21 protein-coding genes are annotated in these 20,685 nt (G+C 59.0%); 17 read left to right on the top strand and 4 right to left on the bottom strand.

The features are described 5' to 3' along the window. Positions 1 to 8 precede the first annotated feature (8 nt). From atpB to glmU, 9 genes are all read left to right on the top strand, one after another. Positions 9 to 791 (top strand): F0F1 ATP synthase subunit A, encoded by a 783-nt coding sequence (gene atpB, locus ACB028_RS18610; protein ID WP_042025369.1) that lies wholly within the window; start codon positions 9 to 11, stop codon positions 789 to 791. 58 nt (positions 792 to 849) lie between these two features. After that, positions 850 to 1,092: a F0F1 ATP synthase subunit C gene (gene atpE / locus ACB028_RS18605; RefSeq protein WP_005307205.1), complete on the top strand. Its 243-nt coding sequence runs from the start codon at positions 850 to 852 to the stop codon at positions 1,090 to 1,092. A gap of 55 nt (positions 1,093 to 1,147) precedes the next feature. Further along, positions 1,148 to 1,618 (top strand): F0F1 ATP synthase subunit B, encoded by a 471-nt coding sequence (gene atpF, locus ACB028_RS18600; protein ID WP_026455860.1) that lies wholly within the window; start codon positions 1,148 to 1,150, stop codon positions 1,616 to 1,618. Positions 1,619 to 1,631: 13 nt separating this feature from the next. Continuing rightward, positions 1,632 to 2,165: a F0F1 ATP synthase subunit delta gene (atpH, locus tag ACB028_RS18595; RefSeq protein WP_026455859.1), complete on the top strand. Its 534-nt coding sequence runs from the start codon at positions 1,632 to 1,634 to the stop codon at positions 2,163 to 2,165. Between the two features lie 15 nt (positions 2,166 to 2,180). Beyond that, positions 2,181 to 3,722: a F0F1 ATP synthase subunit alpha gene (gene atpA, locus ACB028_RS18590; RefSeq protein WP_026455858.1), complete on the top strand. Its 1,542-nt coding sequence runs from the start codon at positions 2,181 to 2,183 to the stop codon at positions 3,720 to 3,722. Between the two features lie 42 nt (positions 3,723 to 3,764). Beyond that, positions 3,765 to 4,631: a F0F1 ATP synthase subunit gamma gene (atpG, locus tag ACB028_RS18585; RefSeq protein ID WP_026455857.1), complete on the top strand. Its 867-nt coding sequence runs from the start codon at positions 3,765 to 3,767 to the stop codon at positions 4,629 to 4,631. A gap of 33 nt (positions 4,632 to 4,664) precedes the next feature. Beyond that, complete coding sequence (gene atpD, locus ACB028_RS18580; protein WP_026455856.1) at positions 4,665 to 6,053, top strand: F0F1 ATP synthase subunit beta; 1,389 nt, start codon at positions 4,665 to 4,667, stop codon at positions 6,051 to 6,053. Positions 6,054 to 6,071: 18 nt separating this feature from the next. Continuing rightward, positions 6,072 to 6,500, top strand: coding sequence for a F0F1 ATP synthase subunit epsilon (locus ACB028_RS18575; protein WP_026455855.1), 429 nt, complete (start codon positions 6,072 to 6,074; stop codon positions 6,498 to 6,500). Between the two features lie 95 nt (positions 6,501 to 6,595). Next, complete coding sequence (gene glmU / locus ACB028_RS18570; RefSeq protein WP_371144919.1) at positions 6,596 to 7,957, top strand: bifunctional UDP-N-acetylglucosamine diphosphorylase/glucosamine-1-phosphate N-acetyltransferase GlmU; 1,362 nt, start codon at positions 6,596 to 6,598, stop codon at positions 7,955 to 7,957. Between the two features lie 52 nt (positions 7,958 to 8,009). Here glmU and creD read toward each other — a convergent pair whose 3' ends face one another. From creD to blrA, 3 genes are all read right to left on the bottom strand, one after another. Continuing rightward, a complete protein-coding gene (gene creD / locus ACB028_RS18565; protein ID WP_371144918.1) occupies positions 8,010 to 9,380 on the bottom strand; it encodes a cell envelope integrity protein CreD in 1,371 nt (456 codons plus the stop codon). Positions 9,381 to 9,525: 145 nt separating this feature from the next. Further along, the gene (blrB, locus tag ACB028_RS18560) at positions 9,526 to 10,947 is read right to left on the bottom strand and encodes a beta-lactam sensor histidine kinase BlrB (protein ID WP_371144917.1); all 1,422 of its coding nucleotides are present in this window, start codon (positions 10,945 to 10,947) and stop codon (positions 9,526 to 9,528) included. A gap of 37 nt (positions 10,948 to 10,984) precedes the next feature. Further along, the gene (gene blrA, locus ACB028_RS18555; RefSeq protein WP_371144916.1) at positions 10,985 to 11,659 is read right to left on the bottom strand and encodes a beta-lactam response regulator transcription factor BlrA; all 675 of its coding nucleotides are present in this window, start codon (positions 11,657 to 11,659) and stop codon (positions 10,985 to 10,987) included. A gap of 122 nt (positions 11,660 to 11,781) precedes the next feature. Between blrA and ACB028_RS18550 the strand changes: the two genes are divergently transcribed. Further along, entirely contained in the window at positions 11,782 to 12,555 is a 774-nt protein-coding gene (locus ACB028_RS18550) for a DeoR/GlpR family DNA-binding transcription regulator (protein WP_042073506.1), read from the top strand. 57 nt (positions 12,556 to 12,612) lie between these two features. Beyond that, positions 12,613 to 14,445, top strand: coding sequence for a glutamine--fructose-6-phosphate transaminase (isomerizing) (glmS, locus tag ACB028_RS18545; RefSeq protein WP_371144915.1), 1,833 nt, complete (start codon positions 12,613 to 12,615; stop codon positions 14,443 to 14,445). A 69-nt stretch (positions 14,446 to 14,514) separates the two neighbouring features. On the opposite strand, the gene ACB028_RS18540 is transcribed toward glmS, so the two are convergent. After that, positions 14,515 to 15,291 (bottom strand): LuxR family transcriptional regulator, encoded by a 777-nt coding sequence (locus ACB028_RS18540; RefSeq protein WP_026456834.1) that lies wholly within the window; start codon positions 15,289 to 15,291, stop codon positions 14,515 to 14,517. A 210-nt stretch (positions 15,292 to 15,501) separates the two neighbouring features. Here ACB028_RS18540 and ACB028_RS18535 point away from each other — a divergent pair, with 210 nt between their 5' ends. Genes ACB028_RS18535 through ACB028_RS18510 form a run of 6 tightly spaced genes read left to right on the top strand, consistent with a single transcriptional unit; the run spans position 15,502 to position 20,329 of the window. Further along, positions 15,502 to 16,263 (top strand): DUF3450 domain-containing protein, encoded by a 762-nt coding sequence (locus tag ACB028_RS18535; protein WP_216993348.1) that lies wholly within the window; start codon positions 15,502 to 15,504, stop codon positions 16,261 to 16,263. Further along, positions 16,260 to 17,567 (top strand): MotA/TolQ/ExbB proton channel family protein, encoded by a 1,308-nt coding sequence (locus ACB028_RS18530; RefSeq protein WP_371144914.1) that lies wholly within the window; start codon positions 16,260 to 16,262, stop codon positions 17,565 to 17,567. Before ACB028_RS18535 ends, ACB028_RS18530 begins: the two co-directional genes overlap by 4 nt. Next, complete coding sequence (locus ACB028_RS18525) at positions 17,564 to 18,091, top strand: MotA/TolQ/ExbB proton channel family protein (protein WP_371144913.1); 528 nt, start codon at positions 17,564 to 17,566, stop codon at positions 18,089 to 18,091. Before ACB028_RS18530 ends, ACB028_RS18525 begins: the two co-directional genes overlap by 4 nt. Further along, on the top strand, positions 18,088 to 18,489 hold the full coding sequence (locus ACB028_RS18520) for a biopolymer transporter ExbD (RefSeq protein ID WP_026456830.1): 402 nt from the start codon (positions 18,088 to 18,090) through the stop codon (positions 18,487 to 18,489). The genes ACB028_RS18525 and ACB028_RS18520 overlap by 4 nt, the downstream gene beginning before the upstream one ends. Next, positions 18,486 to 19,148 carry a TonB family protein gene (locus tag ACB028_RS18515; RefSeq protein ID WP_371144912.1) on the top strand — a complete coding sequence of 221 codons (663 nt, stop codon included), beginning with the start codon at positions 18,486 to 18,488 and terminating at the stop codon, positions 19,146 to 19,148. Before ACB028_RS18520 ends, ACB028_RS18515 begins: the two co-directional genes overlap by 4 nt. Positions 19,149 to 19,150: 2 nt before the next feature. Continuing rightward, the gene (locus ACB028_RS18510) at positions 19,151 to 20,329 is read left to right on the top strand and encodes a hypothetical protein (RefSeq protein ID WP_371144911.1); all 1,179 of its coding nucleotides are present in this window, start codon (positions 19,151 to 19,153) and stop codon (positions 20,327 to 20,329) included. The last annotated feature ends 356 nt before the right edge of the window (positions 20,330 to 20,685 follow it).

Here is a 20,685-nt window from a genome sequence, read left to right as displayed (position 1 = left end):
GAAAACTCATGTCTGCAACCGGAGAAGTCCTGACTCCTCAGGGATATATCTCCCACCACTTGACCCACCTGCAAGTCGGGTCTGGGTTCTGGACAGTCAATATCGACTCAATGGTATTTTCTGTTCTGTTGGGCGCCCTGTTTATCTGGTTGTTCCGCCGTGTCGCCGTCAAGGCTACCAGCGGGGTACCGGGTAAGCTGCAGTGCTTTGTGGAGATGCTGGTCGAGTTTGTGAGTGGTAACGTCAAGGACATCTTTCATGGTCGAAACAAGGTCATCGCACCTTTGGCCCTGACGGTGTTTGTGTGGATCTTCCTGATGAACCTGATGGATCTGATCCCCGTTGACTTTATCCCCCACGCTGCACAATTGATGGGTATTCCCTATCTGCGTGTGGTTCCCTCTGCTGACGTTAACATCACCATGTCCATGGCTTTGGGCGTGTTCTTCTTGATCCTGTATTACAGCATCAAGGTCAAGGGAATCGGCGGGTTTGTGAAGGAGCTGACGCTTCAGCCTTTCAACCACCCGGCGGCCATCCCGGTTAACCTCATCCTGGAAACTGTTACGCTGATTTCCAAACCTGTTTCTCTGGGTCTTCGACTGTTCGGCAACATGTATGCTGGCGAACTGATCTTTATCCTGATTGCGGGTTTGTTACCCTGGTGGTCACAGTGGATTCTGTCCGTGCCTTGGGCAATCTTCCACATCCTGATCATCACTTTGCAGGCGTTTATCTTCATGGTTCTGACCATCGTCTATCTGTCGATGGCGCAGGAAGATCATGGTTGATGCAACTCAAATAATCCTTTTTATACAATCAATTACATCTTAATAAATGGAGATCCTCATGGAAAACTTGAACATGGACCTGCTGTACATCGCTGCTGCAATGATGATGGGTCTGGCTGCTATCGGTGCATCCATCGGTATCGGTATTCTGGGTGGTAAGTTCCTGGAAGGTGCTGCTCGTCAACCTGATCTGATCCCTGTTCTGCGTACCCAGTTCTTCATCGTAATGGGTCTGGTGGATGCGATTCCGATGATCGCCGTTGGTCTGGGTCTGTACGTGATGTTTGCGGTTGCTGGCTAAGTCGATACGACATCTCCAGGCATAACCCATTAACTAACTAAAGAGGACATCGGCTGTGAATATCAACGCCACCCTCCTCGGCCAAGCAATTGCTTTTTTCTTCTTCGTAGTGTTTTGCATGAAGTACGTATGGCCGCCGCTGATGGCTGCCATCGAAGCCCGTCAGAAAGCCATTGCTGACGGTCTCTCTTCTGCCGAACGAGCCAAGAAAGATCTGGATTTGGCCAAGGCCAACGCCGTCGATCAGCTGAAAGAAGCCAAGCTCCAGGCTGCTGAAATCATTGAACAGGCCAACAAACGCAAGGCCCAGATCATTGATGAGGCTACTGTCGGGGCCCAGGCCGAGCGGGAAAAAATCCTGGCTCAAGGCCGTGCCGAGATTGAAGCTGAACGTCATCGTGCCAAAGAAGAACTGCGCAAGCAGGTTGCAACTCTTGCCATCGCTGGTGCAGAGAAGATCCTGGCGCGCCAAATCGACCAGGCTGCCAACAGCGACATCGTCGACAAACTGGTAGCAGAACTGTAACGGGAACGGGGCTATGTCTGAACTGACTACAATCGCTCGCCCCTACGCCAAGGCTGCTTTCGAGTTTGCCGTTGAGCACAAGGCGGTTGATCAGTGGCTGGGGATGCTCAGCTTCGCGGCGGAAGTCGTGAAGAACGAGACCATCCACTCCCTGGTAAACGGCTCTGTGGCTGCCGAAGAACTGGCAAAACTGTTTGTCAGCATCTGCGGTGAGCAACTCGACGAGCATGGCCAGAACCTGATCCGGGTGATGGCTGAGAATGGTCGCTTGGGTGTGCTGCCGGCGGTCGTTGCCGAATTTGTGGTGCTCAAGGCTGAACTGGATAAAGAAGTTCAGGCTGACGTGATTTCGGCGATCGAACTGACCGACCAGCAGAAAGCCAATATTCAGGCTTCTCTGGAACAACGTCTCGCGCGCAAAGTGAAGCTGAATTGCAGCATTGATGCGTCCTTGATGGCCGGAGTGCTCATCAAGGCCGGTGATCTGGTTATCGACGGCACTGTCCGCGGCAAGCTGGATCGCATGGCTGACGCGCTGCAATCTTGATTGGGGTATTAGAGCATGCAACTGAATTCCACTGAAATCGCCGAGCTGATCAAGCAGCGCATTGCGCAGTTTGATGTAAAGAGCGAAGCGCGTAACGAAGGTACTATCGTCTCCGTGAGCGACGGTATCATTCGTATCCACGGCCTGGCCGATGCCATGCAGGGTGAGATGATCGAGCTGCCGGGTAACCGCTTCGCTCTGGCATTGAACCTGGAGCGTGACTCCGTTGGTGCCGTAGTAATGGGTCCCTACGCCGATCTGGCCGAAGGGATGAAAGTACAAGGTACTGGCCGCATCCTGGAAGTGCCGGTTGGTCGTGGTCTGTTGGGCCGGGTGGTCAACACCCTGGGTCAGCCTATCGATGGTAAAGGTCCGGTCGAGCACGATGGCTTCTCTCCGGTAGAAGTGATCGCCCCGGGCGTTATCGAGCGTAAGTCTGTTGACCAGCCTGTCCAGACCGGTCTGAAAGCGATCGACGCCATGATCCCCATCGGTCGTGGCCAGCGTGAGCTGATCATCGGTGACCGCCAGGTAGGTAAAACTGCCATCGCGATCGACACCATCATCAACCAGAAAGACTCCGGCATTAAGTGTGTCTACGTTGCGATCGGCCAGAAGGCCTCCACCATCGCCAACGTGGTGCGCAAGCTGGAAGAGCACGGCGCCCTGGCCAACACCATCGTGGTGGTGGCTTCTGCGTCCGAAGCGGCTGCCCTGCAATACCTGGCTCCGTACTCCGGTTGCTCCATGGGTGAATACTTCCGTGACCGCGGTGAAGATGCCCTGATCATTTACGATGACCTGTCCAAGCAGGCCGTCGCATATCGTCAGATCTCCCTGCTGCTGCGCCGTCCGCCAGGACGTGAAGCATTCCCGGGTGACGTTTTCTATCTGCACTCCCGTCTGCTCGAGCGTGCTGCTCGCGTCAACGAAGAGTACGTTGAGAAGTTCACCAAGGGTGAAGTGAAAGGCCAGACCGGTTCTCTGACCGCCTTGCCGATCATCGAAACCCAGGCCGGCGACGTTTCCGCGTTCGTACCGACCAACGTGATCTCCATCACCGATGGCCAGATCTTCCTGACCTCCCAGTCTTTCAACGCCGGTATTCGTCCTGCGGTTGACCCGGGTATCTCCGTGTCCCGTGTGGGTGGCGCTGCCCAGACCAAGATCGTCAAGAAGCTGTCCGGTGGTATCCGTACCGCGCTGGCCCAGTACCGCGAATTGGCCGCATTCGCCCAGTTCTCTTCCGACCTGGATGACGCGACTCGCAAGCAGCTGGACCACGGTCAGAAAGTGACCGAGCTGATGAAGCAGAAGCAGTACTCTCCGATGAGCGTGGCTCACCAGTCTCTGGTGCTGTTCGCTGCGGAAAAAGGCTATCTCTCCGATGTCGAACTGAACAAGATCCTCGACTTCGAAGCCGCTCTGCTCTCTTACGCCAATACCCAGCATGCCGAGCTGATGGCTGAAATCAATGCCAAGGCCGACTACAACGACGCGATCGTTGGCAAGCTGACTGCGTTGCTGGATAACTTCAAGGCAACCCAGACCTGGTAAGCGTGTGTGGCAGCGCAAGCTGCCACCTGATGGAGAGAAGAGATGGCCGGCGCAAAAGAGATACGTAACAAGATCGGGAGTGTGAAAAACACTCAGAAGATCACCAGCGCTATGGAAATGGTGGCAGCGAGCAAGATGCGCCGTGCGCAGGATCGCATGTCTGCCAGCCGTCCGTACGCTGAAACCATGCGCAAGGTGATCGGCCATATCGCTCAGGGGAACCTGGAATACAAGCACCCCTACCTCATCGAACGTGAGGTCAAGCGAGTGGGTTACATCGTCGTCTCCACCGACCGTGGCCTGTGTGGTGGTCTGAACATCAACCTGTTCAAGGCTGCCCTCAATGATATGAAGCAATGGAGCGCGAAAGGAGCCAAGGTTGACCTGGCCCTGATCGGCAACAAAGCCTCCAACTTCTTTGAACGGCACGGCGCCAAGGTGAAAGCTCACGTCGCAGGACTGGGCGATAACCCGAGCGTCAATGACCTGATTGGTTCAGTCAAGGTCATGCTGAAGGCTTACGACAACGGTGAGATTGACAGGCTGTATCTGGTGTACAACAAGTTCATCAACACCATGGTGCAGCAACCACGGGTCGATCAACTGCTGCCTTTGCCCGTAACTGAAGACAGCAAGCTGGTCAAGAAACACCACTGGGATTACCTCTATGAGCCGGATCCCAAGAAGCTGCTGGATACCCTGCTGGTTCGTTATGTCGAATCCCAGGTGTACCAGGGCGTAGTGGAAAACTTGGCCAGTGAACAGGCAGCCAGAATGGTTGCCATGCAAGCCGCGACTGACAACGCCGGCAACCTGATTAACGATCTGCAACTGGTATACAACAAGGCCCGTCAGGCCAGTATTACCCAGGAGCTCACAGAGATCGTTTCCGGTGCTGCTGCGGTGTAAGGCAAGGGTTATCAAAGGTTTAGAGGATTTGACATGAGTAACGGTTTCATCGTCCAAATCATCGGCGCTGTGGTGGACATCGAGTTCCCGCAGAATGCCGTGCCCCAGGTGTACGATGCTCTGAAGGTCGTCAGCGAAGGTCAAGGCCAGGGTCTGGTGCTGGAAGTTCAGCAGCAGATCGGTGGCGGCGTCGTTCGTTGCATCACCATGGGTTCCTCCGACGGTCTGCGTCGTGGGTTGGAAGTAATGAATAGCGGTAAATCCATCCAGGTTCCGGTCGGTACTGCGACTCTGGGTCGGATCATGAACGTACTGGGCGAGCCAATCGACGAGAAAGGCCCGATCGGTGAAGAAGAGAGCTGGTCCATCCACCGTGAGGCCCCCAGCTACGAAGATCAGTCCAACAGCACCGAGCTGCTGGAGACCGGCATCAAGGTTATCGACCTGGTATGTCCGTTCGCCAAGGGTGGTAAGGTCGGTCTGTTCGGTGGTGCCGGTGTAGGCAAAACCGTAAACATGATGGAACTGATCCGTAACATCGCGATCGAGCACAGCGGTTACTCCGTGTTCGCCGGTGTGGGTGAGCGTACCCGTGAGGGTAACGACTTCTACCACGAGATGATGGAGTCCAACGTACTGGACAAAGTATCTCTGGTTTACGGTCAGATGAACGAGCCGCCCGGAAACCGTCTGCGCGTGGCGCTGACCGGCCTGACCATGGCCGAGAAGTTCCGTGACGAAGGTCGTGACGTGCTGTTCTTCGTGGATAACATCTACCGTTACACCCTGGCCGGTACCGAAGTATCCGCACTGCTGGGCCGTATGCCCTCCGCAGTAGGTTACCAGCCGACCCTGGCCGAGGAGATGGGTGTTCTGCAAGAGCGCATCACCTCCACCAAGACTGGTTCCATCACCTCCGTACAGGCCGTTTACGTGCCTGCGGATGACTTGACCGACCCGTCTCCGGCGACCACCTTCGCCCACCTGGATGCGACCGTCGTACTGTCCCGTCAGATCGCGGCTCTGGGTATCTACCCGGCCGTTGACCCGCTGGACTCCACCTCCCGTCAGCTGGATCCGCTGGTGGTTGGCAAGGAGCACTACGAGACCGCTCGTGGCGTTCAGACCGTACTGCAGCGCTACAAGGAGCTGAAGGACATCATCGCCATCCTGGGTATGGATGAACTGTCAGAAGAAGACAAACTGACCGTAGCCCGTGCCCGTAAGATCGAGCGTTTCCTGTCCCAGCCGTTCTTCGTGGCAGAAGTGTTTACCGGTTCTCCGGGCAAATACGTGCCGCTGAAAGAGACCATCCGTGGTTTCCAGGGCATCCTGAAAGGCGAGTATGACGATCTGCCCGAGCAGGCGTTCTACATGGTTGGCGGTATCGACGAAGTCGTCGAGAAATCCAAGAAACTGTAAGCCTCGACTGGAGGGCCCATGGCAGAGATGATCTCCTTTCACCTGGACGTGGTGAGCGCCGAAGGAAAACTGTTTTCCGGTCGCGTGCAATCCGCTCAGGTAACAGGCTCCGAAGGTGAGTTGGGTCTCCGCCACGGTCATGCTCCGTTGCTGACTGCCATCAAGCCGGGCCTGGTCCGCTTGGTGAAGCAGAACGGAACTGAAGAGGTGCTGTACATCTCCGGCGGCATGCTGGAAGTACAACCTGAATCCGTGACCGTGCTGGCGGACACCGCGATTCGCGCCGACGATTTGGACGAGGCGAAAGCCCAGGAAGCCAAACGCGCGGCCGAGGAGCGGATCCACAGCTCCCATGGTGATATCGACTACGCCCAGGCCGCTACCGAGCTGGCCAAGGCGATGGCCCAACTGCGGGTCATCGATATCGTCAAAAAGAATTACCGCTGATAACGGTGATGCAAAAAGCGACCTGCGGGTCGCTTTTTTTTTGCCCGTTGGATAGACTCCGCCGGGTATTTCCACACAAGTTCAAGGTTGAAGCCATGTCTCTCAACGTCGTGATCCTGGCGGCGGGTAAAGGTACCCGCATGCGTTCTTCCCTGCCCAAGGTACTGCACCCGGTGGCCAACAAACCCATGGTTTCCCATGTGATCGATACCGCTCGCCAGATCGGTGCAGAACAGCTGCACCTGGTCTATGGCCACGGTGCCGAGCTGCTGAAGGAGCGGATCCAGGCCGCCGATGTGAACTGGGTGCTGCAGGCCCAGCAGCTGGGGACCGGCCATGCGGTGGCTCAGGCCATCCCGTTCTGGAACGACGAAGATGACGTACTGGTGCTGTACGGCGACACCCCGCTGATCCAGCCCGAGACCCTGCAACGGCTGCTGGCCGCCAAGGCGGCGGATGGCATGGCACTGCTGACAGTGGTGCTGGACAACCCGACCGGCTACGGTCGCATCGTGCGTGACAATGGCCAGGTGGTCGGTATCGTCGAGCAGAAAGATGCCAGCGCCGAGCAGCTTGCTATTCGTGAAGTGAACACCGGCGTGCTGGTGGCGAGCGGCGCCCAGCTGAGCGGCTGGCTCTCCCGTCTGGACAACAAGAATGCCCAGGGTGAGTTCTACCTGACCGATGTCATCGCCATGGCCCATGCCGATGGTTGCCCCATCGCCGCCGTCCACCCGGAGCGTGCTACGGAGGTGGAAGGGGCCAACAACCGGGTTCAGCTGGCGGCACTCGAGCGCAGCTATCAGCAGATGCAGGCCGAGAAGCTGATGATTGCCGGCGCCACCCTGATCGACCCCGCCCGTTTCGATCTGCGCGGTGAGCTGGAGATCGGGGAAGAGGTGGTGATCGACGTCAACGTCATCATCGAAGGCAAGGTGACGCTGGGTAACCATGTGCGCATCGGTGCGGGAGCCGTGCTGAAGGATTGCGTGATCGGCGATCACACCGAGGTGAAGCCTTACTCCGTCATCGAGGGCGCCCAGGTGGCTGATCAATGCTCGGTCGGTCCGTTTGCCCGCCTGCGCCCGGGCGCGGTGCTGGAGCAGGACGCCCACGTCGGCAACTTCGTCGAGATGAAGAAGGCGCGGCTGGGTGTTGGTTCCAAGTGTGGTCATCTGACCTATCTGGGGGATGCCGAAATCGGTGCCAAGGTGAATATCGGTGCCGGTACCATCACCTGCAACTACGACGGGGTGAACAAGTTCCAGACCATTATCGAGGATGACGTCTTCGTCGGTTCCGACACCCAGCTGGTGGCGCCGGTGCGCATCGGCAAGGGGGCCACCCTGGGGGCCGGCTCCACCATCACCAAGGATGTGGCGGAGAACGAGCTGGTGATCACCCGGGTACCCCAGCGTCACATCAAGAACTGGGCTCGCCCGGTCAAGAAGAAGTGATGCCCGATCAATAAAATGCAACCGGCGCCTGATGGCGCCGGTTTTTTTGGACTTATGGCTGATGGCTGGTGTTACTCGTCGACGGGAGGGGAGCTGCCCAGACGGTGGTGGGGGAGTCATAGTCCATCACCTGATACCAGTCCAGCTTGCGGGTCAGTACCATGATCAGCGCCAGGATGGCGAACAACAGCAGGGCGCCGAGCAGCAGGGCTATCTCTTCGGCCTGCAGCAGCCCGAACAGGATGGCGTAGACCAGCCCCAGCAGGGCCGCGAAGCCGATCCCCTGTCTGGGCCCACCCAGCACATGGCTGAGGTAAAAGCCATTGAGGGCTACGCTGGCAAGGCCGGCGAGCAGATAGGCCAGGGCAAAACCCAGATGTTCGGTCAGCGCCAGCAGTACCAGATAGAAGATGACCAAGCCCATGCCCACCAGGGCGTACTGGATCGGGTGTACCCGCAATCCCTTGAGCAGCTCGAACATGAAGAAGCTGATGAAGGTGAGACCGATAAACAGCAGGGCATACTTGGCCGCCCGTTCGTTCAGCTGATAGTGATCCACCGGTTGTACCAGGCTGACGCTGAAGGCGGGCAGCGGATCCCCTTCTCCTTTCATCATGCGGTTGAAACGGCTCTCCATGTCGGTGGCGAACCAGCTGCTCTGCCAGCTGGCGTCGAACCCTTTTTCGGTGAGGGTGCGACTGGCCGGCAGAAAGTCGCCGATGAAGTTGGGATGGGGCCAGTTGCCGTTTAAATTCAGCTTGCTGTCCTGGCCGAGGGGCACCACCTCCAGCGCATTCATCCCCTGCAGATCCAGTTCGATATGAAAGATGCCCTCATCATCAGCCAAGGCTGGCAGCGGTGCATGGATGCCGGCCAGCTTGCCCCCGAGCCTGGCGCCGGGGGCAAACGGGATCCGCTGTTCGCCCAGTTGCAGCGCTGGCACGCTGCTGATGCCGCGGGCATCGGATAGCACCAGGCTCAGATAAGGGTTGCCAGCTACCAGTGTGGGATCCGTGTCATCGAGATCCTGTGGTTTGTCGTCCTTCCCGGTTGACAGACGTCCGGAAAGGGAGAGCCGGGTCTGATAAACCTGTGCCTGATAGATGCCGAGCTTGCGCGGGGTGACCACCATGCCGGCCTGCACGTTCAGCTGTTCGGGCAGCCGATAACGGTAAAGCTGTTCGGTGCGTTCGAATCGCTTGCCATCCTGCTCCACCGTGACGGTGCGAGTATAAGGCTGCACCAGAACGGGGCCGAGCAGGCGTTGCGGGCCGCTGCTGCTGGCCATGATGCTGTGAATGGCCTGACTGCGGTAGGCCTGGCGCTCCCGGTTCAGCTCCATGATGGAGTGCACCGGTACCATCAGTAGCAGGCTGAGCAACAGCAGCAGGACGATCTTGTGGCTGAATATCTGTTTGACCATGACACCTCTCCTTGTTGAATGGGGCGAGTGTGCCGTGCACGGGTGAAGGGGAGATGGGGCTGTGTGAAGCTACTGTGAAGGAAGACAAAAAAAACCGGTATCGGGCGCCGCTTTGCATTTCGCATACAAAGCGGCGGGAGCGCGGTCAGGCGAGTGGCAACCAGAGCTCGGCGCTGGCGCCTCCCTGCTGACGATTGACCAGTGTCAGGCGGCCACCATGCTGGTGGGCCACCTCATGGGCGAAGCTGAGGCCAAGGCCGCTGCTCTTGCCCCTGTCGGGACGAGGCAGGGAGTAGAAACGCTCGAAGATCCTGGGCAGGGCATAGTCAGGAATGCCCGGCCCTTGGTCGCAAACCCGAAAGCAATAGCCGCCATCCAGGCGGGTACCGCTCAGGGTCACCACCCCCTCGGCGGGGGAAAAGTCGATGGCATTGTCCAAGAGGTTACCAATCGCCTGCTCCACCAGCAGGGGATCCCACTTCTGCCTGGGGGCGCTGGCCAGTTCGCCCACCAGCCTGACCTGGCGGCGCTGGGCGATGATCTGGCGGGCGTCGAGGGCGCGTTTGCCGAGGCTTGCCGGCTCCACCGGCTGGCGATCCAGCCCCTGCCCCGACTCCAGTCTGGCCAGTTGTAGCATGCGTTCGATCAACTGCTGCATGCGGGCCGTCTCCTGGTTGATGTTGCCGATGAAGCGGCTGGCCACCTCGGGGGGCGGTGTTTCGGCCAGGATCTCCCCAGCCCCGCGAATGGCGGCCAGCGGGCTCTTCAGCTCGTGGGTCAGGGCATGTACGTAACGTTCGATATAGCGTTTGCCATCGAGCTGATGGCGCATGGTTTCCAGGGAATGACCGAGGCGATCCAGTTCGACCGTATGCAGCCGTGGCAAGGGCGCCACCTCCCCCTTGCTGACCGAATCGGCGTAGTGCACCAGTTTGCCGATGGAGCGGTTGAGCCACCACACCAGCAGGCTGCCGATCAGCAGGGAGACAAGCAGCATCTGACCCCCGGCGCGCAACAATTCCTGCTCCCCCCGTTTGATGGCTGGCATCAGGGTGCGGTTGGGTTTGGCGACGGTGAGGGAGCCGATAATGTTATCCCCATCCCGCAGGGGAGCCGCCACATGCATGGTCGAGCTGGCGGGATCATCGGGATCGGTGCGGGTGCTGCGGGCGCCATATTCGCCACGCAGGGTCAGGTAGACGTCGTTCCAGCGGGAGTAGTCTTTGCCCAGATCCGTTCCGTCGGAGTCGTAAATCACTACGCCGTGTGCATCGGTCACATAGATGCGGTACTCGGCCTGTTGCTTGAGGTGACCGTCGATCAGGGCATTGATGGGCGTCTGGTTGAGTCCGGCGAAGGCTCTGGCCAGCCGCCCGTTCATCATATTGCCATCCTGCAAATCGTCGAGTGCCAGTGGCGCCAGCAGTTGGGTCATATCCACCAGGGTATCTTCGGTGGCGCTGCGCACACCGGGTTTGATCTCCTCCACGAAGATCTCCATCACGAACCAGGCGGCCAGTGCGAAGATCAGCAGCAGTCCGCACAGCAGTTGCAGCCCCAGTCTCATATCCGCTCCCTGTCTTGCCGCCGTTGCACTCTTGTTCTCATGCCAGCTCCAGGCTGTAGCCCAGTCCGCGATGGGTCAGGATCAGGTTGGCATCCGGGTCCTGCTCTCGCAGCTTGGCGCGGATGGTCTTGATGTGGGTATCGACGGTGCGATCCAGGCTCTCCTCCGCATCCTGCCACACCAGATCCATCAGCTGCTGGCGCGAGTAGACCCTGCCTGGTGACTGCATGAGCGTCTTGAGCAGCAGGTATTCGTAGCGGGTAAGTACCAGAGGCTGGCCGTGAAAGTGGATGCGGGCCCGCTCCTCATCCAGAGTCAGAGCTGCACTCTGCTTGGGGGCCGTCGGCTGACTGCGGCGCAGAATGACTCGCACCCGGGCGCATACCTCCCGTGGCGAGAAGGGCTTGGCCACATAGTCATCGGCGCCGATCTCCAGCCCAATCAGCCTGTCTATCTCCTCGCTGCGGGCAGTCAGAAACATCAGGGGTACATCGCTGCGGGCCCGTACCTGCTTGCACAGCTCGAACCCGCTGATGTCGGGCAGTCCCACATCGAGAATCAGAAAATCGGGTTGTACCTGTGCCAGCCTAGTTAGCAACTGCTGGCCCAGCATGAACCACTCCACCTCGAACCCGTCGGTTTGTAGGGCATAGATCAGGGTATCGGCAATGCTGGCTTCATCTTCCACCAGCCAGATGAGTCGTTTTTGCATGGCATCCTCGTCGCAAGTCGGCACCTCATTCTGGCACCTAACCAAATTGGATCCTATTTGCTGTTTGATTTTTGCCAAAAAGGCACTAATATTTCGACATTCTTTCGAATCGAAACTTAAAGATGACTAAACGTAATACCCAGCAGCGTCGTCACACCATAGTGACGCTGGTTAACGAACAGGGTGAGGTCAGTGTCGATGCCCTCGCCAAACACTTTTCCACCTCTGAGGTGACCATTCGCAAGGATCTGGCGGTGCTGGAAACCGGCGGCCTGTTGCTGCGCCGCTATGGGGGGGCCGTGCCCCTGCCGAGCGAGATGGTGGTGGAGTCCAATCCGGAGCAAGTTTCGAACCGAAAGATGTCAATCGCCCGTGCCGCCGCGGAGCGGATCCGCGATCACAACCGCGTCATCATCGACAGCGGCAGCACCACCAGCGCCATGATCCCGCTGCTCGGCAACAAGCGCGGCCTCATTGTGATGACCAACTCTCTCAATGTGGCCGGTGCCCTGCGCGAGCTGGAAAATGAGCCTACCCTGTTAATGACTGGAGGCACTTGGGACCCTCATTCCGAGTCCTTCCAGGGTCAGGTGGCGGAGCAGGTGCTGCGATCCTACGACTTCGACCAGCTGTTTATCGGCGCCGATGGCATAGACCCGGAACGCGGCACTACCACCTTCAACGAGCTGGTGGGGCTGTCGCGAGTGATGGCCGAGGTATCGCGGGAGGTGATCGTCATGGTCGAGTCCGAGAAGATTGGTCGCAAGATCCCCAATCTCGAGTTGCCCTGGTCAAGTATCCAGACCTTGGTCACCGATGACGGGCTGGCTGCCGAGGCCCGTGAACTGATTCAAGCCAAAGGGGTGACACTGATCTGTGCCCCTGTTGCAGGCTGATATTGAAGTCTGAATTATCCAAACGAAGTTTCGTTTTTACGTCTCAAGGAGAAGTCTATGTGTGGCATCGTCGGGGCTGTTGCCCAGCGTGATGTGGCTGAAATCCTGGTCGAGGGGCTGCGCCGCCTCGAGTACCGCGGCTACGACTCGGCCGGGGTGGCCGTGTTCAGCGCCCAGCACCCCCTGCAGCGGGTGCGCCGCCTTGGCAAGGTGGCCGAGCTGGCCAAGGCCCTGGAAGAGCAGTCCGTGCACGGCGGCACCGGTATCGCCCACACCCGCTGGGCCACTCACGGCGAGCCCTCCGAGCGCAATGCCCACCCTCACGTCTCCGAGCATATTGTGGTGGTGCACAACGGCATCATCGAGAACCACGAGCCCCTACGCGATCGCCTGAAGGAGCTAGGCTACGTATTCACCTCCGACACTGACACCGAGGTGATCGCCCACCTGGTGCACCACGAGCTGAAAGAGGCGCCGAACCTGATCACCGCCATGCAAAAGGCGGTCAAGCAGCTGCGTGGCGCCTACGGTACCGTGGTGATGGATACCCGTGACGACAGCCGTCTGGTGGTGGCCCGCTCCGGCTCCCCTCTGGTGATCGGCTGCGGCATCGGCGAGAACTTCATCGCCTCCGACCAGCTGGCCCTGCTGCCGGTAACTCGCCGCTTCATCTTCCTGGAAGAGGGTGATGTTGCCGAGGTGACCCGCCGCGACGTGCAGGTGTTCGATATCGACGGCCAGCCGGTAGTACGCGAGGAGAAAGAGTCCGACATCTCCCACGATGCCGGTGACAAGGGCGAGTACCGTCACTACATGCTCAAGGAGATCCACGAGCAGCCGGCCGCCATCAACCAGACCCTGGACGGGCGCCTGGGCATCGATCACGTGGTGGTCGAGTCCTTCGGCAACGGCGCGCGCGCCATCTTCGACAAGGTCGAGCACATCCAGATCGTCGCCTGCGGTACCTCCTACCACTCCGGCATGGTGGCCCGCTACTGGTTCGAGTCTATCGCCGGCGTCTCCTGCGACGTGGAGATCGCCTCCGAGTTCCGCTATCGCAAGTCGGTGGTGCGTCCCAACAGCCTGCTCATCACCCTCTCCCAGAGCGGTGAGACAGCCGACACCCTGGCAGCCCTGCGTCTGGCCAAGGCCTCCGGCTACATGAGCTCGCTGGCCATCTGCAACGTGCCGGGGTCCTCCCTGGTACGTGAGTCGGATCTGGCCTTCATGACCCGTGCCGGCGCCGAGATCGGCGTGGCCTCCACCAAGGCCTTCACCACCCAGCTGGCCGGCCTGTTGATGCTGGTGGCCGCCATCGGCCGCTGCCGCGGCAACCTGGACGCCGCTGCCGAGGCCGCCTTGGTCAAGTCCTTGCAGGCGTTGCCCCAGCGCATCAAGGAGAGCCTGTCGCTCGCCAAGCAGATCGAGACCCTGGCCGAAGAGTTCGCCGACAAGCACCACAGCCTGTTCCTGGGCCGTGGCGATCAGTACCCCATCGCCATGGAAGGGGCACTCAAGCTCAAGGAGATCTCCTACATCCACGCCGAGGCCTATGCCGCCGGTGAGCTCAAGCACGGCCCGCTGGCCCTGATCGACGCCGAGATGCCCATCATCGTGGTGGCGCCGAACAACGACCTGCTGGAGAAGCTCAAGTCCAACGTGGAAGAGGTGCGCGCCCGCGGCGGTATCCTCTACGTCTTCGCCGATGCCGAGACCGGCTTCAAGAGCGACGAGACCATGCGGGTGATGAACCTCAACCATATGGAAGAGGTGATCGCGCCCATCGTCTATACCGTGCCGCTGCAGCTGCTCTCCTACTACGTGGCCCTGATCAAGGGCACCGACGTGGATCAGCCGCGTAACCTGGCCAAGTCCGTGACCGTGGAATAAGCCATTGCCACAAATGAAAAAAGAGCCGCAATGCGGCTCTTTTTTATTGGCTGTGTTGTCAGGCTGGCGTCATGACAGCCGCAGGTTGGTGATGGTCACCTCATCCAGTGAGGGCACTATGATGCCGCTGGTGATCCCCTTGGCGATGGCCTGACTGCGGTTCTTCGAGTCGGTCTTGTTGGTGACCTGGGTGAGGTGGAAGTTCACGGTCCGCTCGCTGATACCAAGGATGGTGGCGATCTCCCAGGAGGTCTTGCCCTCGCTGGCCCAGAACAGGCACTCCTTCTCCCGATCGGAGAGCTCGGTCAGGTATCTCATCAGGTCCGGTCTGCTCTTGATGAGCTGCAGCGCAGAATTGAAGATGTAACTGGCACAGAAAGAGAGCAGGGGAACGTTTTCAAACATCAGGTCGGAATTGGATTTGTCCTTGGTAATGAATGAGAGGATGCCATGTTCCCCCTGCGGAGTGTGTAGCGGGAAGGAGACGCCGTTGCGCACCCCGAAGTCCGCCGCCAGGTTCATCACATCCCGGCTGGCACTGGGTAACCAGGGAGAGTCGCAATCTAGCTTGTTCCAGAAGATCGGCTGGGTCTGCTTCAATCCCAGATAGACGACCGGATCCTGGGTCAGATACTGATTCTCGCTGTAGGCATCGAACCAGCTGGTCGGGCAGTTGTTGAAAAGTGCCACGTGGGATTTTTGCATGCTGATGGGGAAAATAATCAGCAGCCGGAAGTAATCAAAGCCCATCTGATGACTAAAACGCTCCAGCAGTTGCTGGATGTCGCTGGTTTTGGTGGCCTTGGTGAACTGGTCTATGTGTTCCCAGATCGCATCGTTGAGCATGACTTTCTCCTCTCTCGACCAGCTATCCGTCTGACCGAAAAGATTTTTCTAGTTATTTATAATTTTTGAGATGGCATCCAATGCCATTATTCCGTGCGTGTTTAAAAATTATCCTGTTTTTTGCCGTCGAAGGCCAAGGAAATCCTCTGATTGATACTGTCCCCACTCTCTGAGACAATGAGAATAGTTATCATTGTTAAGAATTATATCATGCACAAGTATTGGGGTTTGGCCCTGTTGCCATTAACAGTTCACTTCGCCGCCAGTGCCGATGATCTGGTTGCGCCCTCCCTGAAAAACAGCATCGCTGCCGGAAAAGCCTCCCAGCAGCGGGTGGAAAAAGCCGCCGATGCGGCCGTCGCCGCCCGACTGGAACTGCAAAATGCCCAGCTGCAACTGCGGGATCTGGAAGCCTACAACCGCTACATGCAGTCTTTGGTGGCCGATCAGCAAAATGAGCTGGACAAGCTCACCCGCCAGCTGGATGCGGTACAAGAGACCCGTCAGGGCCTGATCCCCCTGATGCTGCAGATGCAGGCCGATCTGGAACAACTGGTGCAAGAGGATATTCCGCTGCGCAAGGAAGAGCGTGTAGCGCGAGTCGAACAGTTGAAAGCCACCATGGCCAGAGCCGATGTGAGCGAGGCCGAGAAGTTTCGCCAGCTGCTGCAGGCCTACCAGATCGAAGCCGAATATGGCAGCCGGATGGACAGCTACTCCACCGAAATCGCCCTGGACGGTGCCTCGCGCCGGGTCGATGTACTGGCGGTAGGCCGCGTGGCCCTGCTGGCCATGACTGCGGATCGCAGCCAGGCCTGGCGCTGGTCTGTCGAGAACAAACAGTGGCAAGCCCTCGATGGCCAGTGGCTCTCCCCCATTGCCGATGCCCTGGATATCGCGGCCGACAAGAAGGTACCGCAATTGTTGAATGTCCCCCTGTCTGTCAGCCGTAGTCAGGAGGCCCAATCATGAGAGTCGCCATGAAGTGGTTTCCCCTTGTTATAGCCCTCTCCCTCGGGACCAATGCCGCCATTGCCAATGATGAGTGGCAACAGCAGGAACAGGCGCGCGAGCAGCAGGCACAACAGGATCTGGCGGCAGTTTCCGGCGAATTGAATCGCGCCCGTGCCAGGCTGGAGGAAGCCCAGAACCTCAGCAAGCAGCTGGCCAGCCTGTTTGCCAGCAATGAAAAACAGCTGGTCGAACTCAACGGCCAGTGGGAGCAAGCCTCCGGTGACATGAACGAGATCTTCGCGGTTGTCCGCCAGGGAGCTGGCGAGGCGGTCAAGCTGCTCTCCGAATCGGCAGTGCAGGGACAATATCCGGATCGCCTTGCTCCTCTGAAAGCCATGGCACAAGACAAGGATGTGCCGGATCGCGCCGCCCTCGCCTTGTTGCCAGCGACCTTGCTACAGGAGATCCGTGAATCGGGTCGGGTAGCCCAGTTCAACGGCAAGGTGCTCGACGCTCAGGGGAATGCCAGCGAGCAGTCGCTGAGCCGGCTAGGCAGCTTTGCCCTGTTTGGCGATACGGGCTTCCTGCAACCGACCGCAGAGGGACTGAGCCCGGTGCTGGGTCTGCCTGGCAGCGTACACTCCGAGCTGGCGTCTTATCAGGGCCAGGAGGGAGAAGCGCTGCCGCTGGATCCTTCCCACGGCACCTTGCTCGAAATGCTGGCCCAGACTCCTACCTTCTGGCAGAAGGTTCTGCAGGGGGGACAGGTTGGCGCCATTATCGTGCTGCTGGCCCTCACCGGCCTTGGCATCGCTGCGGTACGGCTGTGGACTCTGACCCGCGAGCTGACCCTGGTGCGTCGCCAGCTCAAGCAGGGTGAATACCACGCCGACAATGCCCTTGGTCGGGTACTGACGGTGGCGGATCAGCATCCCGAACTGAGCATGGAAACGCTGGAGCTGCGTCTCGATGAGGCGATCCTGCAGGAGACACCCCGTCTCGAGCGCGGTATCGGCATGGTCAAGGTGATCGCGGCCATCGCCCCCATGCTGGGTTTGCTCGGTACCGTGACCGGGATGATCGGTACCTTCCAGGCCATCACCCAGTTCGGTACCGGTGATCCCAAGATCATGGCCGGTGGTATCTCCATGGCCCTGGTCACCACGGTGCAGGGGCTGGTGGCGGCCATTCCGCTGATCCTGGCCCACAGTCTGCTGCAATCCCGTTTCAGCGAACTATCCAATGTGCTGGAGCAACAGGTGGCCGGCATTCTGGCAGAACGAGCCGAGAGCAATCTGCAAGGGATGGAGCGGGCGGCATGATGTTCGACATCTGGCAGCAGCTGCAGAGTTTCATGGGCCGAGGTGGTCCCGTGCTCTGGGTCATTCTGGCCCTGCTGGTGTTGATGTGGATTATGATGATCGAGCGGCTGCTCTACCTCAGTCTGGGTTTTGGCCCACGGCAGCACCAGCTGTTCACTCGCTGGCAGGCGCGCAGCGAGCGCCACAGCTGGCATGCCAGGGCCATTCGCGGCCGCTGGCTGGCCCAGGCGGAGCTTGCACTCAACCGACATCTGATCTTCATCCGCACCCTGGTTGTGCTCTGCCCCATGCTGGGTCTGCTCGGCACAGTGACCGGCATGATAGGCGTATTCGATGCGTTGGCAGCTGCCAACCGCTTTAACCCCGAGAGCATGGCGGGCGGGATCTCCCGCGCCACCATTCCCACCATGGCCGGCATGGTGGTGGCCCTCTCCGGCGTGTTGTTACTCAGTCGGCTCGAGAGCCAGGCCAAGCGAGCGCTGGCCAAGACCCGGGACGGCCTGCGAGAAGAGAAAATACAATGAGACGGCAATCCAAACGCCAGCGTGATGAAGTGCAGATCGACATGACCCCCATGCTGGATATCGTGTTCATCATGCTGATCTTCTTTATTGTCACCACCTCCTTCGTGCGCGAAGCCGGGCTGGAGGTGCACAGACCCCAGGCCAGCCAGGCCAAGGCACAGAAATCCTCCAGCATCATGTTGGCGATCGGCGCCCAGGGGCAGATTTTCCTCGACCGCAAGCAGATCGACGTGGAGCGGGTGCAGGTCAGCATCGCCCGACTGCTGGCGGAGCAGCCAGATGCCAGCCTGGTGATCCAGGCCGACGAACGGGTGCCCCATGGCAAGGTGGTGCGGGTGATGGATGAGGCCAAGGCGGCGGGCATCGCCAACATCGCCGTAGCGGTGGCGCCGAAATGAGATACAAGCTGATGAGCCTGGGCCTGGGGGTTGCCCTCAGTCTGGCGATCCTGCTGTTTATGGCCACTCTGGTGGAGCCCCCCAAGGGGGAGAAGATGGCGCGCGAACAAAAGCCCATCGTCATCAACATGCAAAATGAGGTGACCGAGGTGCAGGTGCGAGAGCGCCCCGTTCCCCAGGAACCAGAACCCTTGCCGGAGCCCCCTGCTGCCCTGGCATCCACCCCATTGCCTCTTCCTGCAGCAGCCCCCCTGCCTGCGGTGCAACCCAGCCTGGATCTGGTCTCCAGCCTCAGTACGGTACAGGTCTCAGCCCCCGGCGTGGCGACCAGCCCCACACCGGTCGCGAGCGGCAACTTCCATGGCCAGCAACAGGGCGCCGGGATCGGTGCCGGTGACATGCTGATGCCGCTGCAACGAGTCGAACCTGTTTATCCCTACCGTGCCCAGCAGGCGGGGATCGAAGGCTCCGTCACCTTGCGCTTCAGCGTCGATGCCGAGGGACGGGTGCAGGATGTGGAAGTGGTCGAGGCCAAGCCCAAGCGGCAGTTCGAACGTGCGGCCATTCAGGCGATCAACAAGTGGCGCTATCAGCCAAGGCCCGGCGCCAGAGACAAGCTGGTGCAAGTCATCACGCTCAAATTCAAACTGGAGTCATAACCATGTTGCGGATCTGGATCTGTCTGCTGGCCCTGGTCAGCCAAGCCTGTCTGGCGATGGAGGTGAGCCCGCACTTCTCTCGCCAGCTTGAACCCGTGATGAAGCTCTATCAATCCGGCCAGTGGCAACAGGCCCAGGGCAAGGCGGTCGGACTCAAGCCAGGCACAGATGTAGAACGTGCCTGGCTCGCCCAGCTGCAGGCATCGCTCGCCGCAAACCTGCAGCAGACCGCGCAGGCGAGTCGCTATGTAGAACAGGCTCTGGCCTATAAAGAGTGGCCAGAGCAGCAACAGCTCGAGCTGCTGCGACTGCGCGGTGATATCCAGGCCCAGCAATCCAACTGGTCCGGGGCCATCGCCAGCTATAAGGCGGCGCTGGCCATCAAGGCCGACGATGCTCTTCGCCTGCGTCTGGCCGGCCTCTGCTACCACAACAAGCAATACAGCAAGGCGGTCAGCCAGAGCGAACAACTGCTTAAAAAGAGTTGGCAGAAGCAGGCTGCCATCATTCGTCTCTCAGCTCTCACCGCGCTGCAGCGTTACGGGGTTGCTGCCGATCAGGCCGCAGAGCTGATCCGCCATGAACCACAAGAGAGCAAGTGGTGGCAACAGGCGGTGTCTCTCAACCTCTCCGCCAAGCGCGGCGATCAGGCGTTGGCCTTGTTGCAGACAGCTATCGATAAAAAACTGATGGATGATGCCGCTGCCCGCAACCAGTTGATCCGTCTCTATGCCTGGCAAGGATTGCCTTATCGTGGAGCCCGGCTGCTGGAGGCGGCCATAGCGAAGGGGCAGATGAAGCAGAGCGCCGAAAACCAGCAACTGCTGGCTCAGCTGTGGGAAGGCGCTCGTGAGTGGCCAAAGGCTGTCGATAGCTGGCAGCTGCTGGCCAAACAGCACGCCAGGCCCAAAGCTGCCATGCGTGCCGCCGAGCTGTTGCTGCAACAGGGCAAGCTGGATGCCGCTATGGCCCAGCTGATGGCGATGAAGTCGGTGAAGGGAGAGCAGGGCAATCGTGCCAAGGCGCTGCTGGTGCAGGTACACCTCAATAAGGAGCAGTATGCCCAGGCGCTGGAACTGGCTCGCGAGCTGCAACAACAAGGCAACTGGCAACAGCGGGCGACCAGTTGGGTCAACTATATTCAGGCGCAAAGCGAAGAGTTGAGCAAAAAAGCTGCATAAATCGAGAGTATACAGAAGGTTTTAGGGCTTTCAGTTCGCTTTTTCAGCAAACGAACGATTTTTTACAAAAAGCTCTTGTCATCCCGGCGCGGCTCCCTATAATGCGCCCTCACCAGCACGGCAGAACACGCCAACCTGATGAGCCAGCTTCCTTAAGAAGCAGGCGCCGAAAGAAAAGCGAAAACAATCGCTTGACTTTCGAAGTGAGAGGCGTAATATGCGCTTCCTCAACGCGACAAGCGTAGCGCTCTTTAACAATTTGAATCAAGCAATCTGTGTGGGCACTCACAGCATCGAGCATCAAAAACAATTTTTGATATCAATGTCTGATGAAGTGACCAAAGCAACTTTTAAGT

Origin of the sequence: Aeromonas sp. S9(2024) (assembly GCF_041403185.1) — a bacterium.
Taxonomy (GTDB): domain Bacteria; phylum Pseudomonadota; class Gammaproteobacteria; order Enterobacterales; family Aeromonadaceae; genus Aeromonas; species Aeromonas enteropelogenes.
The sequence above is the reverse complement of the archived record's forward strand: the minus strand, read 5'-3'. Positions and strand labels throughout refer to the sequence as shown.